The organism is Streptomyces sp. NPDC052687 (assembly GCF_040678395.1).
Lineage (GTDB): Bacteria > Actinomycetota > Actinomycetes > Streptomycetales > Streptomycetaceae > Streptomyces.
The window spans coordinates 1-12,750 of the sequence record NZ_JBFATR010000002.1 but is presented as its reverse complement, the minus strand read 5'-3'; the positions used below and the strand labels follow the sequence as shown (position 1 = coordinate 12,750).

The following is a 12,750-nucleotide window of genomic DNA, read 5'->3' as shown; positions in this document are numbered from 1 at the left end:
CTCAGTACGCCAGGGCACGGTCGACGGCGTCGAGCACCCGGTCCAGGCCCGGCAGGTACTCCTCCTCCAGCCGCGCGGGCGGGTACGGCGCGTGGTAGCCGCCGACCCGGAGCACGGGGGCCTCCAGGTGGTAGAAGCACCGCTCGGTGATCCGGGCGGCGATCTCCGCGCCGGAGCCGAAGAACACCGGCGCCTCGTGGACGACGACCAGACGGCGGGTCTTCTCCACCGACGCCTGGATGGCGTCGAAGTCCAGCGGGGAGACCGAGCGCAGGTCGAGGACCTCCAGGGACTTGCCCTCCTCGGCGGCCGCGGCGGCCACCTCCAGGCAGGTCTTGACCATCGGGCCGTAGGCGGCGAGCGTCAGGTCGGTGCCCTCGCGGACCACGCGGGCGCTGTGCAGCGGGCCGGGGATGGCCTCGGTGTTGACCTCGCCCTTGTCCCAGTACCGCCGCTTGGGCTCGAAGAAGATCACCGGGTCGTCGCTCTGGATGGCCTGCTGCATCATCCAGTACGCGTCCGACGCGTTGGAGGGGCTGACGATCTTCAGGCCGGCCACGTGGGCGAACAGCGCCTCCGGGGACTCGGAGTGGTGCTCGACCGCGCCGATGCCGCCGCCGTAGGGGATGCGCACGACGACGGGCAGCTTGACCTTGCCCAGCGAGCGGGCGTGCATCTTCGCGAGCTGCGTGACGATCTGGTCGTACGCCGGGAAGACGAAGCCGTCGAACTGGATCTCCACCACCGGCCGGTATCCGCGCAGGGCGAGGCCGATCGCCGTGCCGACGATGCCGGACTCGGCGAGGGGGGTGTCGATGACGCGGCTCTCGCCGAAGTCCTTCTGCAGGCCGTCGGTGACCCGGAAGACACCGCCGAGCTTGCCGACGTCCTCGCCCATGACCAGGACCTTGGGGTCGGATTCCAGGGCGCGGCGCAGCGACTCGTTGATCGCCTTGGCCAGGGCCATCTTCTCCGCTGCCATGTCAGACCCCCTCAGCGTCCGCGAACGACGCCTGGTAGGCGGCGAACTGGGCTCGTTCCTCGTCGACGAGCGCGTGCCCGTCCGCGTACACGTTCTCGAAGATGGCGAAGTGGTCCGGGTCCGGCATGGCGCGGACCGCCTCGCGCACTCGTTTGCCCAACGCCTCGCTCTCGGCCTCCAGTTCCGCGAAGAATCCCTCGTCCGCGTGGTTTGAGGCCTCCAGGTAGCGGCGAAGGCGCAGGATCGGGTCCTTGGCCTCCCAGGCCAGGCGCTCCTCGTCGCCCCGGTAGCGGGTGGGGTCGTCGGAGGTGGTGTGGGCGCCCATGCGGTAGGTGTACGCCTCGACGAGGGTCGGGCCCTCACCGGCGCGGGCCCGCTCCAGGGCCCACTTCGTCACCGCGAGGCAGGCCAGCACGTCGTTGCCGTCGACGCGGACGCCGGGGAAGCCGTAGCCCTGGGCGCGCTGGTAGAGCGGGACGCGGGTCTGCTTCTCGGTGGGCTCGGAGATGGCCCACTGGTTGTTCTGGCAGAAGAAGACGACCGGGGCGTTGTAGACCGCGGAGAAGGTGAAGGACTCGGCCACGTCGCCCTGGCTGGAGGCACCGTCGCCGAAGTAGGCGATGACCGCGCTGTCCGCGCCGTCCTTGGCGACGCCCATGGCGTAGCCGGTGGCGTGCAGCGTCTGGGAGCCGATGACGATCGTGTACAGGTGGAAGTTGTTGCCGTTCGGGTCCCAGCCGCCGTTGTTCACGCCGCGGAACATGCCGAGCAGGTTGGTCGGGTCGACCCCGCGGCACCAGGCGACGCCGTGCTCGCGGTAGGTGGGGAAGACGTAGTCGTCGTCGCGCAGGGCCCGGCCGGAGCCGATCTGGGCGGCCTCCTGGCCGAGCAGCGAGGCCCACAGGCCCAGCTCGCCCTGGCGCTGGAGCGAGGTCGCCTCCGCGTCGAAGCGGCGGGTGAGCACCATGTCGCGGTACAGCCCGCGCAGCTCCTCGGGGGTGATGCCGGCGACGTAGGTGTCGTACTCGGCGTTCTTGACGCGCTTGCCTTCGGGCGTCAGCAGCTGCACGAGCTGGGGGTCGGTGCCCTGGGCGGCGCCGGTGCCCTTCTTCGCCGTCGTGCGCTTGCCGGCCGTGCTCTTCGTACTGGCGCTGCGTCGCGGTGTGCGCGCGGCAGTGCTCTCCACGGTCACGTGTGCTCCTCCGTCGGTCCGGCCCCCGGGTTCGCCGGTAAGGCCAGTGCGGCTCACCTGTTTCGACCACCGGGCACGGGGTGGGTGCCACTCGGCCGGGAACAGGCGTGACAGGTGCCCCGGCGAGCGCCCTGCAACCATCACGTTACCCAGTGCTCCACATTTCTGTGAAACCCCTCCTGACCTGCGATTTTGCTTGGAAATCCAAGTAAATCGAAAAAGCCGGGAGGGAACCCTGGTCACAGCCTTGCAGGGGGCCGGAACACGGGCACGTTATCCCGGCCACCCAGGTCACGGGAAGAGTTCTGTGTGAGACTGATCGCGTGCGCGAAGACGGAAAAGTCCGAGTATTTCCGCGCGACGATCACGAGAGTGCCCGTCATGGGGCGCACGAACGGCTGTTCGGCGAGGGCGACATCGAGGCGGCCGCCGGCATGGCATACGTCGCCCGGACGCGGGCGGAAAAAACACCGGACCGAGTGGTGCATGAGGTCCAAGCGGTTCAAGGCGTCCGCGTCCGTACGCGTCCGCATAAAGGACTGCGCACCTTATTCGGGTCTTGACCGAAAGCGATCGCCGGCGACTTCCTGTGACAACGCCCAGCTCATGGGCCCCGTCGGGTGCCCTAGCATCTGGCGCGTGCCGCGCCCCTGTGTACCACCCCTTGTGACCCATGCGCCCCCGTTGAGCGCGCTGCTCCGTCAGTACGGCGCGGGATCCGCCCTCACCTGCGTGCCGGTCGACCAGGGGCTGCTGAACCGCGGCTACCGGCTGTGCACCACGCGCGGCCGCTATTTCCTCAAACACCACTTCGACCCCGACACCGCCGACCCCGCGGCCATCGAGCGCCGGCACCGCGCCACCCAGCGGCTGGCCGACCTGGGGGTGCCCGTCGCCCCGCCGCTGGCCGGGCGGGACGGGCGCACGGTCGCGGTCGTCGGCGGGCACGCGTACGCCCTGCACCCCTGGATCGACGGCCGGCACCGGCACGGCGGCCAGCTCACCACCGGCCAGTGCGCCCGGCTGGGGGCGCTGCTGGGGGCCGTGCACGCCGGCCTGGAGCGCGTGATGCCGCCCAAGGGGCGCACGCCCCCGGCGAAGCACCCGCACCCGGTGGAGAGCGCCGACCCCGCCGACACCTTCGACCTGATCGACGACCTCCTCGCGCGCGTGCGCCGGCACCGGCCCGCCGACTCCTTCGACGAACTCGCCCGCCACCGGCTCCTGGAGCGGCGCGCGCTGCTGGAGCGGCACGCGGACCGACGGCCCCCGCGCGGTGGCTCGGTGGGCTGGGTGCACGGGGACTTCCACCCGTTCAACGTGCTCTACCAGGGCGACACCCCGGCCGCGATCGTCGACTGGGACCGGCTGGGCGTCCAGCCCCGCGCGGAGGAGGCCGTACGCGCCGCCGCGATCTTCTTCGTGCGGCCCGCGGGGACCCTGCACCTGCCGAAGGTGCGGGCGTACGCGCGCGCGTACCGGCGCGCCGCCCAGGCCACGCCCTCGGAACTGGCGGCGGCCGTGCACCGGGTGTGGTGGGAGCGCCTCAACGACTTCTGGATGCTGCGCTGGCACTACGAGCGCGGCGACACCCGCGCGGACCCCCAGTTCCCGGCCGCCTCGGCCCTGGCGGTGTGGTGGACGCGGGAGTACGACGCGGTGTGCGGGGCGTTCGTGGAGTGACGTGACGTCCCGCGCGGGTCACTCCGGACGGCTCGTCGAGCGACGCCCGCGCGGGGCCGCCGACAGCTCGCGACCGCCGGCTCGCGACCGCCGGCTCGCGGCCGGCGGCTCGCGGCCGGCGGCTCAGACGCCGCCGCCCCCGTCGGCGCCGCCGATCACGCCCGCGTCCGTACCGCCGTTCTCCGTGCCGCCGGTGTCCGCGCCGCCGTTCTCGGTGCCGCCGTTCTCCGTGCCGCCGGTGTCCGTGCCACCGTTCTCGGTGCCGCCGTTCTCGGTACCGCCGGTGTCCGTGCCGCCGGTGTCCGTGCCGCCGGTGCCGGTCGGCGCGGTGTTCGTCGGCGGGGCCGTCGGGTCGTCGGTGAAGGACTGGGAGGGGCTGTACGACGGGGTCGGCGTCGGGTTGTAGCCGCCCCAGCCGCCGCCTCCGCTGCCCGAGTCGTCCCCGGTGGAGGTGTCCGGGGACTCCTGCGACGCGTCGTCGCTCGGCGTCTCCTCCGGCGTCTTGTCGCCGGTGCTCTTGGTGACCGTCGGCTTCGGCGAGTTGCCGGTGCCGGGCTCCTTCGTCTTGTCGTTGTTGAGGGCCAGCGCGACGCCCGCCACCACGGCGATCACCGCGAGGACGGCCAGGATCCACAGCTTGCCGCGCCCACTGCCCTGGTTGCCGTGCCCCTCGAAGCCGCCGTCGTCCCGGCCGCCGCCGTAGTTCGGCAGGATCTGCTGCGGGATCTGGGTGGTACCGGAGGCGTCCACGGGGTGCGGCAGCACGGCCGTACCGGCCATGCCCGCCGCCGGGGTGTGCCGCCCGTCGTGGGTCTCGACCGGGCCGGTGTTCCAGGTGCCCGTGTGGCCGCCCTGCTCGTACAGCATCTGGAGGGCGTACTGCACCAGACCGCGCATCTCCTCGGCGGTCTGGAAGCGGTCGTCGGGCTCCTTGGCGAGCGAGCGCATGACGAGGCCGTCCAGCTCCGGCGGGGCGCCGTCGGAGACCTCGGAGGGCGGCGTCGGGATGTCCTGGACGTGCTGGTAGACCACCGACAGCGGGGTCTCGCCGACGAACGGCGGGCGCAGCGCGAGCAGTTCGTAGAGCAGACAGCCGGTCGCGTACAGGTCGGAGCGGTGGTCGACGGCCTTGCCGAGCGCCTGCTCCGGGGAGAGGTACTGCGGGGTGCCCATGACCATGCCGGTCTGCGTCATCGTCGTCGACGCCCCGTGCAGGGCGCGCGCGATGCCGAAGTCCATCACCTTCACGGCGCCGTTGTGCGTGATGATGACGTTGGCGGGCTTGATGTCGCGGTGCACGATGCCGTGCTGGTGCGAGTAGGCCAGCGCCTCCAGGACGCCCGAGACGATGATCAGCGCCTGCTCGGGGCCGGGCGCCTCGGCGTTGTGCAGCAGATCGCGGATGGTGCGGCCCTCGACCAGCTCCATCACGATGTACGGCACGGACTGGCCGCCCACGACGTCCTCGCCGGAGTCGTACACGGCGACGATCGCGTGGTGGTTGAGGCCGGCCACGGACTGCGCCTCGCGCGTGAAGCGGGCCTTGGAGACCGGGTCCTCGGCGAGGTCGGCCCGCAGCAGCTTCACCGCCACGGTGCGGCCGAGACGTACGTCCTCGGCCGCGAACACCTCGGCCATGCCGCCCCGGCCGAGCCGGTGGGTCAGCCGATATCGGCCGTCCCCGACCAGTCCGCCATTACCCCACAGTTCCGGCGCATCTGACATCCCGCCGCCAGTCGCCTCGGGGTCGGACGGGCCCTGAGCGCGCTGCTGCTGTGCCATCAGTCCTCGCCGTCGTTTCTGCCCGCGGTGCGCGCGGTGTTGTTACGGTCTCCGTCGGCCACGCTACAGCCTTCGCGCAAGCCGCCGGTCCGAGACGGGCGCCACGACCGGCACGAGACGGACCGGCCATGAAACCGTGCGTCCGCGCGGTCGTGCAAATCCTGTGTACCGCCCGTACGACCGCTGTAACGCTTCCGCGACGCTTCTTTCGCGTACGGTCACGGAACGGGCACCGAGCTTGACGTGTCAGTGCCCTGGGGCAGACTTGGCCGGGAATAGCACTTTCGATCAACGGCGCCTGAAGGCCTACAGCGGGGGATACGGATCATGAGCCAGGACGGCGCACAGGGCCGGTACGCGGGGCGTTCGCTCGCCGGCGGCCGCTACCAGCTGCGTGATCTGCTGGGCCAGGGCGGCATGGCCTCCGTCCACCTCGCCTACGACAGCGTGCTCGACCGGCAGGTCGCGATCAAGACGCTGCACACCGAGCTGGGCCGCGAGCAGGCGTTCCGCGAGCGGTTCCGCCGCGAGGCGCAGGCGGTGGCGAAGCTCACGCACACCAACATCGTCTCGGTCTTCGACACCGGCGAGGACGACGTGGACGGCATGACGACGCCGTACATCGTCATGGAGTACGTCGAGGGCCGCCCGCTGGGGTCCGTACTGGAGGAGGACATCCGCCAGTTCGGCGCGATGCCCGCCGACAAGGCGCTCAAGGTCACCGCGGACGTGCTCGCGGCCCTGGAGATCAGCCACGAGATGGGCCTGGTCCACCGCGACATCAAGCCGGGCAACGTCATGGTGACGAAGCGCAACGTCGTCAAGGTGATGGACTTCGGCATCGCGCGGGCCATGCAGTCCGGTGTGACCTCGATGACGCAGACCGGCATGGTCGTCGGCACCCCGCAGTACCTCTCCCCGGAACAGGCCCTCGGCCGCGGCGTCGACGCCCGCTCCGACCTGTACTCGGTCGGCATCATGCTCTTCCAGCTCGTCACCGGGCGGCTGCCGTTCGACGCGGACTCGCCGCTGGCGATCGCGTACGCGCACGTGCAGGAGGAGCCGGTCGCCGCGTCCTCCATCAACCGCTCGCTGCCGCCGGCCGTGGACGCGCTGATCGCCCGCGCGCTGAAGAAGAATCCGAACGAGCGCTTCCCGACGGCCGTGGCCATGCGCGACGAGTGCCTGCGGGTGGCGGCCTCCTTCCAGGCGGCCCCGCCGAGCATCGTGCCGGGCACGCCGACGCAGAGCGGCGCGGGCGTGGGCTCCGCGGTGTTCCCGCCGGTCGACCAGGCCGCCCCGGCGCCCGTGAGCGGCGTCCAGACGCCGTACCAGCCGACGCCGGCCCCGAACCCGTACGGCACGCCGACGCCGGCGCCCCAGCCGTCGTACGGCTATCCGCAGCAGGGCGGCGGATACCCGACGCCGTCCCCGTACGGGGGCGGGCAGTCGCCGTCGACCCCGGCGCCGTACACCATCTCCCCGCAGCCGTCCGCCGCCTCACCGGGCTCGGGCGGCGGCGGCAGGAGCAACAAGCCGGTGATCATCGGCTCCGCGATCGTCGCGGTCCTCGCGGTCGGCGGCCTGATCGCCGCACTGACCCTGAACAACGGCGGCGACGACCCCCAGAGCAAGGGCGGCGACACGTCCCCGACGGCCACGACGACGAAGAAGCCGGGGTACCGGGGGCCGGACTACTCGCGGACGATCGAGACGACCGAGTGCACGGAGCCCGAGGAATCGCTCAACGACCCGGACAAGATCAAGATCCCCGACTTCCAGTTCAAGAACATCAAGTCGGTACAGGAGTGCCTGAAGGCCGCCGGCTGGCAGAAGGAGATCCGGTACCAGGACGAGCACACCTACGGCGACGGCACGGTCATGGGCCAGTTCCCGCCCGCGGGCACGGACGTCGACCCGACGGAGAAGATCGTCATCCAGCTGAACGTCTCGACGGGCAACCCGGCGTCGTGACCGGGCTGCCCGCCTCTCGTCAGCTGTAGGGGTTGTCCTTCAGGGGGCTGGAGCACAGGCGCAGCAGGGTGGTGCCCTCGAAAACACCCGCCTGGATCCGTACCTTGGCGATGCCGGCGGACGACGAGGCGTACGTGAACCAGCTGTCCTCGCCGCCATTGCCGCCGTAGTAGCGGTGCCAGCTCCACGGAACGACATCGCCGTCGTTCTCGGTCGTGACGAGGCGGATGGCCACGTGGTGGCCATCCGCCGCCGTGTCGAGCACTCTCATGCCCAGCGGGTCGATCTTGGTGGAACTCACGATGTTGGCGGTGAAGGTGCCGTAGACGCCCGTGGTGCTGCAGTCGTCCGCAACGACCGTGTCGGCCGCCGCCGGCGAGGCCATGGCCGGGACGGCCAGGCAGGCGAGGGCACCTGCCGTCACGAGTACGGAACGTCGCATCTGCTTGTGGGTTCCCTCCAGAAGTCGGAAGTCGCCCACGCTAGATCACGTGCGTTCCCGACATGCGCACCGTGATCAAACAGTGACGCTCGCCCTTCCCGGCTACAGGTACGGCCCGCCCTGGCGTCCTCCCGTGTGGTGGTCGTCGTGGCCCTCGTGGACGACGCCCGGGGGCAGGGCGCGGCGCATCTGCTCCAGCTGGGCACGCGCGGCCATCTGCTGGGCGAACAGGGTCGTCTGGATCCCGTGGAAGAGGCCTTCCAGCCAGCCCACCAGCTGGGCCTGCGCGATGCGCAGTTCCGCGTCGGAGGGGGTCGCTTCGTCCGTGAACGGCAGGGAGAGCCGTTCCAGCTCCTCGACGAGCTCGGGAGCCAGACCGTCCTCCAGCTCCTTCACCGAGCTGGCGTGGATCTCCTTCAGCCGGACCCGGCTGGCCTCGTCCAGAGGCGCCGCCCGCACCTCCTCCAGCAGCTGCTTGATCATGCTGCCGATCCGCATGACCTTCGCCGGCTGCTCGACCATGTCCGTCACCGGGGTCTCGTGGGAGTCCTCGTCTCCACCGCCGCCACCGAGCGCCATGCCGTCCTGGCCCACGACCAGGATCCGCTGGGAGTTCTCCGGCGACCTTTCGTTCCTCGGCATCTCCATGTGGTCATTGTCTCCCACCCGCGACGCGCACTGAATTGCCCGGTGGCACCAACCGGCCGGCGGCATCCGGAATGCCGGGATCTGTCGCGGATGTGAGGCTTGCTGCGTGACTGCATGGCTGCGGACGCTGGGCGCGGCGGGACTGGGCGGAGTTCTGGTCCTGTCGGGGGGTGGTGTGTCGTATGGGGTTGTTACGTCGGGTCCGTGGGGCGCGTCGGGCGTGAGTGGGTGGGCGTACGGGGGTGGGGCGGCGCACGCGGGTGGGGTGGCGTACGGGCGCGTTTCGTCGTACGGCGGCGTATCGACGTACGGCGGCGTTTCGACGTACGGGTCCGTCTCGTCGTACGGGCGCGTTTCGTCGTACGGATCCGTAGCGACGTACGCCGTCGTTTCGTCGGACGGGGGCGTATCGACGGACGGAGCCGTATCGACGGACGATCGCGTGTCGACGGTCGGGGTCGCCGCTTCGGTGGGAGCGGGCGACGGAACGTACGCGCCTGCCTTCGGGCCGGAGGCGACGGCGGGCGGGCCGGAGGCGACGGCTTATGTCAGTGCCCCCGGGTCCGCGCTTCCCGCGGTCGTCGGCGAGCCGCCCGGGCCCAGTCGGGCCGGGAATCCCGCGGCCGAGGGGCGGGAGCGGCCGGGGCGGGACGAAGTGCCGGTGGAGCCGACGACGGCTCCGGTGGCGACACGGGAGCCGGTGGAGCCGGTCTCGGAGCCGCTGCCGCCGGAGGCGGTCGTCGCGGAGCGGCGGCGCGGCGAGCCCGTGCTGCGGATCCTGCCGCTGGGGTCCGGGATGGTGCTGATCGGGCTGGGGCTCGGGCTCGCCTTCGTCGGGCTGCGGGTACGGCGCGGTCAGGTCTGAGCGGCCGGCCCGGCGGTCACTCGGTGACCAGCAGCACCTTTCCGATGTGGCCGCTCTCCTCGACCAGGCGGTGCGCGGTGGCCGCCTCGCGCATCGGGACCTCGCGGTCGACGACCGGCCGGACGTGCCCGGCGTCGAGCAGCGGCCACACGTGCTCGCGTACGGCCGCCACGATCGCCGCCTTCTCGTCGAGCGGGCGCGCGCGCAGCGAGGTCGCGGTGATGGCGGCGCGCTTGGCGAGCAGCGCGCCGATATTCAGCTCGCCCTTGACGCCGCCCTGCATGCCGATGATCGCGAGCCGGCCGTTGACGGCGAGCGCCTTGACGTTGCGGTCGAGGTACTTGGCACCCATGTTGTCGAGGATGACGTCGGCGCCCGCGCCGCCGGTGGCCTCCTTGATCTCGGCGACGAAGTCCTGCTCCCGGTAGTCGATCAGGATGTCCGCGCCCAGCTCGGCGCAGCGCTCCAGCTTCTCCTTCGTGCCCGCGGTGACCGCGACCCTCGCCCCGACGGCCTTGCCGAGCTGGATCGCCATCGTGCCGATGCCGCTGGACCCGCCGTGCACCAGCAGCGTCTCGCCGGGCCGCAGATGGGCGACCATGAAGACGTTCGACCAGACGGTGCAGGTCACCTCGGGCAGCGCGGCGGCCTCGTGCAGGGCCACCTTCCCGGGCACCGGCAGCAGCTGTCCGGCGGGCACGACCACCTTCTCGGCGTAACCGCCGCCCGCGAGCAGCGCGCACACCTCGTCACCGACGGACCAGCCCCCGACGCCCGTGCCGAGGGCGGCGATCCGCCCGGCGCACTCCAGGCCGGGGTAGGGGGACGCGCCGGGCGGGGGCGCGTAGTGGCCCTGCCGCTGGAGGATGTCGGCGCGGTTGACGGCGCTCGCCGCCACCTCGACCAGGACCTCGCCCTCGCCGGGCTCCGGATCCGGGACCTCGGCCCAGGTCAGCACCTCGGGACCGCCGGGTTCGGAAATCGTGATCGCATGCATGAGGGGGACGCTACTCCTCGGTCGTGGGACAGGGCGGGGACGGGGGCGGGCGAGAATCCGTATGCGTGAGCGATGAGTTTGCGCGACGGTGGAGGTCTTCCCCTGCGTAATCCGAGTACGCGGAAGGGACACCCCCATATGAGCCAGCACACCGCCGGCCTGGCCATCGAGACCGCGGGCCTGGTGAAGACGTTCGGCGAGACCAGGGCCGTCGACGGCGTCGACCTCGCCGTGCCCACCGGCACGGTCTACGGCGTCCTCGGTCCGAACGGCGCCGGGAAGACGACCACCGTGAAGATGCTCGCCACGCTGCTGCGCCCCGACGGCGGCGAGGCCCGGGTCTTCGGCCACGACGTGGTCCACGCGGCCGACGAGGTCCGCGGCCGGGTCAGCCTGACCGGCCAGTACGCCTCGGTCGACGAGGATCTGACCGGCACCGAGAACCTGGTCCTGCTGGGCCGGCTCCTCGGGCACAACAAGAAGGCGGCCCGGGAGCGCGCCGCGCAGCTGCTGGAGGCGTTCGGGCTGACCGAGGCGGCCGGCAAGCAGATCAAGAACTACTCCGGCGGCATGCGGCGGCGCATCGACATCGCCGCGTCCATCCTGAACACCCCGGACCTGCTCTTCCTCGACGAGCCGACCACCGGGCTCGACCCGCGCAGCCGCAACCAGGTGTGGGACATCGTCCGCGCGGTCGTCGCCCAGGGCACGACGGTGCTGCTCACCACGCAGTATCTGGACGAGGCCGACCAGCTGGCGTCCCGGATCGCCGTCATCGACCGCGGGCGGGTGATCGCCGAGGGCACCAAGGGCGAGCTGAAGGCGTCCGTCGGCGCCGGGTCCGTGCATCTGCGGCTGCGGGACGCCGAGCAGCGGCCGCTCGCGGCGGACGTACTGCGCCGCACGCTGGACGCGCAGGTGCAGCAGGAGCACGATCCGGTGGCGCTGACCGCCCGGCTGGGCCGGGCGGCGAGCGACGACACGGCGGCCGAGCAGGCCGCGCGGGCGCTCGGCGAGCTGGCCCGCGCCGGTATCACCGTCGACAACTTCTCGCTGGGCCAGCCCAGCCTGGACGAGGTGTTCCTCGCCCTGACCGGACACGACACCCACACCGCGGACGGCGCGAGCGCCAAGGGCGAGATGGACGACAAGGACGACAAGGACGAGAAGGACGAGAAGGACGAGAAGGACGAGGTGGCGGCATGAGCACCGCGACGACCACGGAGAGCAAGGACCTCGCCCCCGTCAGCGCCGAGTCGCTGGCCGCGCTGCTGGTGGCGAAGGAGCGCCCGCCGCGGCCCAGCGCCTGGTCGGCGTCGCTGACGTTCGGCTGGCGGGCCGTGCTGAAGATCAAGCACGTCCCCGAGCAGCTCTTCGACGTCACCGCGTTCCCGATCATGATGGTGCTGATGTACACGTACCTGTTCGGTGGCGCGCTCGCCGGGTCGCCGGAGGAGTACATCCAGTTCCTGCTGCCGGGCATCCTCGTCATGTCGGTCGTGATGATCACCATGTACACCGGGGTCTCGGTGAACACGGACATCGAGAAGGGCGTCTTCGACCGGTTCCGGTCGCTGCCCATCTGGCGGCCGTCGACGATGGTCGGCTACCTCCTCGGCGACGCCCTGCGCTACACCATCGCGTCCGTGGTGATGCTGACCGTCGGCATCGTCCTCGGCTACCGCCCGGACGGCGGGATCGGCGGGGTGGCCGCCGGGATCGCGCTGCTGATCGTCTTCTCGTTCGCGTTCTCGTGGATCTGGACGATGTTCGGACTGCTGCTGCGCACCGAGAAGTCGGTGATGGGCGTCAGCATGATGGTGATCTTCCCGCTCACCTTCCTGTCCAACGTCTTCGTCGACCCGAGCACCATGCCGGGCTGGCTCCAGGCGTTCGTCAACAACAGCCCGGTCACCCATCTGGCGTCCGCGGTGCGGGGTCTGATGGCGGGCGACTGGCCGACCGACGAGATCGCCTGGTCGCTGGGGTGGGCGGCACTGTTCGTGCTGGTCTTCGGGCCGGTCACGATGCGGTTGTACAACCGGAAGTAGCCGGTCTGCGGCGGGGTCCGGGGCCGGGCGCACTGCGTTCGGCGCCCGGCGCTCGGCGCGGCCCAGGGTGGTGAGGGAGCCCGGGTCGTCGTAGTCGATGCGCAGCAGCAGTTTCCCGGCGTCGAAGCCGAGCC

Annotated in this window: 11 protein-coding genes and 1 pseudogene; 6 read left to right on the top strand and 6 right to left on the bottom strand. The window is 71.3% G+C overall.

The annotated features are described in order from the left end of the window. Window position 1: 1 nt before the first annotated feature. Both AB0K92_RS02935 and pdhA read right to left on the bottom strand, forming a co-directional pair. The gene (locus tag AB0K92_RS02935) at window positions 2-982 is read right to left on the bottom strand and encodes an alpha-ketoacid dehydrogenase subunit beta (RefSeq protein ID WP_365918807.1); all 981 of its coding nucleotides are present in this window, start codon (window positions 980-982) and stop codon (window positions 2-4) included. 1 nt (window position 983) lies between these two features. Further along, the gene (pdhA, locus tag AB0K92_RS02930; protein WP_365918805.1) at window positions 984-2,174 is read right to left on the bottom strand and encodes a pyruvate dehydrogenase (acetyl-transferring) E1 component subunit alpha; all 1,191 of its coding nucleotides are present in this window, start codon (window positions 2,172-2,174) and stop codon (window positions 984-986) included. Between the two features lie 323 nt (window positions 2,175-2,497). Between pdhA and AB0K92_RS02925 the strand changes: the two are divergent. Continuing rightward, window positions 2,498-2,596 (top strand): annotated as a pseudogene (locus tag AB0K92_RS02925) (DNA-binding response regulator); the annotation flags it as partial. A 244-nt stretch (window positions 2,597-2,840) separates the two neighbouring features. Beyond that, window positions 2,841-3,857: a phosphotransferase gene (locus AB0K92_RS02920; RefSeq protein WP_365918803.1), complete on the top strand. Its 1,017-nt coding sequence runs from the start codon at window positions 2,841-2,843 to the stop codon at window positions 3,855-3,857. Between the two features lie 123 nt (window positions 3,858-3,980). Here the strand turns inward: AB0K92_RS02920 and AB0K92_RS02915 are convergent, their stop codons facing one another. Then, the gene (locus AB0K92_RS02915) at window positions 3,981-5,639 is read right to left on the bottom strand and encodes a protein kinase (protein ID WP_365918801.1); all 1,659 of its coding nucleotides are present in this window, start codon (window positions 5,637-5,639) and stop codon (window positions 3,981-3,983) included. Between the two features lie 327 nt (window positions 5,640-5,966). Here AB0K92_RS02915 and AB0K92_RS02910 point away from each other — a divergent pair, with 327 nt between their 5' ends. Continuing rightward, the gene (locus AB0K92_RS02910; protein ID WP_365918799.1) at window positions 5,967-7,613 is read left to right on the top strand and encodes a protein kinase; all 1,647 of its coding nucleotides are present in this window, start codon (window positions 5,967-5,969) and stop codon (window positions 7,611-7,613) included. A 19-nt stretch (window positions 7,614-7,632) separates the two neighbouring features. Here the strand turns inward: AB0K92_RS02910 and AB0K92_RS02905 are convergent, their stop codons facing one another. Further along, a complete protein-coding gene (locus AB0K92_RS02905; RefSeq protein WP_365918797.1) occupies window positions 7,633-8,055 on the bottom strand; it encodes a hypothetical protein in 423 nt (140 codons plus the stop codon). A 102-nt stretch (window positions 8,056-8,157) separates the two neighbouring features. Then, window positions 8,158-8,703: a bacterial proteasome activator family protein gene (locus AB0K92_RS02900; protein ID WP_166000558.1), complete on the bottom strand. Its 546-nt coding sequence runs from the start codon at window positions 8,701-8,703 to the stop codon at window positions 8,158-8,160. A 682-nt stretch (window positions 8,704-9,385) separates the two neighbouring features. Between AB0K92_RS02900 and AB0K92_RS02895 the strand changes: the two genes are divergently transcribed. After that, a complete protein-coding gene (locus AB0K92_RS02895) occupies window positions 9,386-9,568 on the top strand; it encodes a hypothetical protein (protein ID WP_365918795.1) in 183 nt (60 codons plus the stop codon). A 16-nt stretch (window positions 9,569-9,584) separates the two neighbouring features. On the opposite strand, the gene AB0K92_RS02890 is transcribed toward AB0K92_RS02895, so the two are convergent. Further along, window positions 9,585-10,565: an NAD(P)H-quinone oxidoreductase gene (locus tag AB0K92_RS02890; RefSeq protein WP_365918793.1), complete on the bottom strand. Its 981-nt coding sequence runs from the start codon at window positions 10,563-10,565 to the stop codon at window positions 9,585-9,587. 138 nt (window positions 10,566-10,703) lie between these two features. Between AB0K92_RS02890 and AB0K92_RS02885 the strand changes: the two genes are divergently transcribed. Further along, window positions 10,704-11,771 carry an ATP-binding cassette domain-containing protein gene (locus AB0K92_RS02885; RefSeq protein WP_365918791.1) on the top strand — a complete coding sequence of 356 codons (1,068 nt, stop codon included), beginning with the start codon at window positions 10,704-10,706 and terminating at the stop codon, window positions 11,769-11,771. Beyond that, a complete protein-coding gene (locus AB0K92_RS02880; protein ID WP_365918789.1) occupies window positions 11,768-12,616 on the top strand; it encodes an ABC transporter permease in 849 nt (282 codons plus the stop codon). The genes AB0K92_RS02885 and AB0K92_RS02880 overlap by 4 nt, the downstream gene beginning before the upstream one ends. Window positions 12,617-12,750 lie beyond the last annotated feature (134 nt).

Bases quoted from the DNA above. Each gene is read 5' to 3' on its own strand.
- AB0K92_RS02935 (WP_365918807.1), bottom strand. From the start codon at position 982: ATGGCAGCGGAGAAGATGGCCCTGGCCAAGGCGATCAACGAGTCGCTG.
- AB0K92_RS02915 (WP_365918801.1), bottom strand. From the start codon at position 5,639: ATGGCACAGCAGCAGCGCGCTCAGGGCCCGTCCGACCCCGAGGCGACT.
- AB0K92_RS02910 (WP_365918799.1), top strand. From the start codon at position 5,967: ATGAGCCAGGACGGCGCACAGGGCCGGTACGCGGGGCGTTCGCTCGCC.
- AB0K92_RS02905 (WP_365918797.1), bottom strand. From the start codon at position 8,055: ATGCGACGTTCCGTACTCGTGACGGCAGGTGCCCTCGCCTGCCTGGCC.
- AB0K92_RS02900 (WP_166000558.1), bottom strand. From the start codon at position 8,703: ATGGAGATGCCGAGGAACGAAAGGTCGCCGGAGAACTCCCAGCGGATC.
- AB0K92_RS02890 (WP_365918793.1), bottom strand. From the start codon at position 10,565: ATGCATGCGATCACGATTTCCGAACCCGGCGGTCCCGAGGTGCTGACC.
- AB0K92_RS02885 (WP_365918791.1), top strand. From the start codon at position 10,704: ATGAGCCAGCACACCGCCGGCCTGGCCATCGAGACCGCGGGCCTGGTG.
- AB0K92_RS02880 (WP_365918789.1), top strand. From the start codon at position 11,768: ATGAGCACCGCGACGACCACGGAGAGCAAGGACCTCGCCCCCGTCAGC.